The 1350-nt window shown below is 40.2% G+C and carries 2 protein-coding genes; both read left to right on the top strand.

Features of this window, described 5'->3' with window-relative positions; translation table 11 throughout:
- On the top strand, positions 1 to 427 hold a 427-nt coding region (locus tag GVO63_RS19155; protein ID WP_308469309.1), incomplete at its 5' end, for a hypothetical protein.
- 133 nt (positions 428 to 560) lie between these two features.
- Positions 561 to 908 (top strand): DUF3024 domain-containing protein, encoded by a 348-nt coding sequence (locus tag GVO63_RS19150; RefSeq protein ID WP_159582030.1) that lies wholly within the window; start codon positions 561 to 563, stop codon positions 906 to 908.
- Positions 909 to 1350 lie beyond the last annotated feature (442 nt).

The raw sequence follows: 1350 nt of genomic DNA, 5'->3' as shown, positions 1-1350 counted from the left end.
GCCCCATATTTGGAAGTTATCTGCAAGAATGAAAAGCATACTTTATTTCGTTGTTTTAATTGTATCTTTTGGACCATCTGCGATTTTACTAACCCTTGGGGTTATATTTAGTCCCGTTTGGCTCTACCAGCTATTCGAGAGTAAAATGGCAACGCTGATCCCCTTCCTAATAGTAGTAGCTGGTCTTTTAGGCTTTTGGGGGATGCTCGCACTTAACAACCTGACACTTTATCCGCATAAAACAGATACTCCGCCTAATCGATTAATTGTTTATCTATCTTTAGGCTGTATAGCGTCATTTACTGCAACTGTTTTTGCGGCATATATAGATTGGCTTTTTGCTATTGCTATGTTTCTACCAATTCCAGTAACCGCTTGTCTTACATATCGCAATAGAGCATATTTCCATAAGCAGGTTTACAGCTAACAAACAACTGTTGGCGCTCACTGCGTTCGCTGGGACACAAACACATGGGCTCCCTTCGCTTCGCTCGTTATTTTAGCCCATGTATTTGTGCCCCAAAGTTGGGCGTTATGTGCCAGAGGAAATTTAGGATTCTATGGCTTTAAGTGAATTTGAAATTAAAAAAGTGGAGAAGGCAGCTGAATCGTTTCTAGCTGCTCGTAGGCCACCTCCAGAAATTCGCAGTAAACTAGATATTGGCTGGCGTTTAGAAGACCAATCTTTGTTTATCTTTGAAATTCGCCCGGTTTGGAATAATCCAAGCGAATATAAAGAATATCCATTTGCTAAAGCCAGTTTTGTTAAGTCTCAAGGTATCTGGAAAATCTATTGGTTGCGTCAAAATCTAAAATGGTACAGCTACGAACCTACGCCACAAGTTAAGTCAATTGAGTCGGTATTCTCAACGGTAAACAGTGACGATCATGGCTGCTTTTTTGGGTAGGCACATAACAAACGCATTAACACTCGCTGCGCTCGCTAGGGACAAAAACACGTAGGCTCCCTGCGCTTCGCTTGGTATTGTAGCCTACGTGTTTTTGCCCGTTATGCGGGCGTTAGTACCCTCGGAGCAGGAAGCTTGAAAGTAAAACCATCCAAAAAGCTATATCTAAAAATGCTGAGAAGTATTTTGATAATTAGCGTTTTATTCGGTCTTACTGCATATGTCTGGTCAACTTCAGTTTATGAATGTATTTCTATCTTTTCATGGGAATTTTGCGGCTCTATTGGCCAAGCAGAACTAATTTACCCACTTTTTGCTCTCGATGTGCTGCTAGCTTTTTATTTACTTTCGCCATTTTTTACCTATTTCAGCTATCGTGAAATAATCAAAAATAGGAATAAAATTAAATAATGTTGCTAGGTAGTATTGGGTTTACGGGTAC

It is taken from the genome of Alteromonas sp. KUL106, from assembly GCF_009811415.1.
Classification (GTDB): domain Bacteria; phylum Pseudomonadota; class Gammaproteobacteria; order Enterobacterales; family Alteromonadaceae; genus Alteromonas.
Note: the sequence above shows the minus strand (reverse complement) of the source record. Positions and strands in the feature narration are given on the sequence as shown.

Excerpts from the sequence above, each read along its gene's own strand:
- GVO63_RS19150 (WP_159582030.1), top strand. The coding sequence starts at position 561 with ATGGCTTTAAGTGAATTTGAAATTAAAAAAGTGGAGAAGGCAGCTGAA.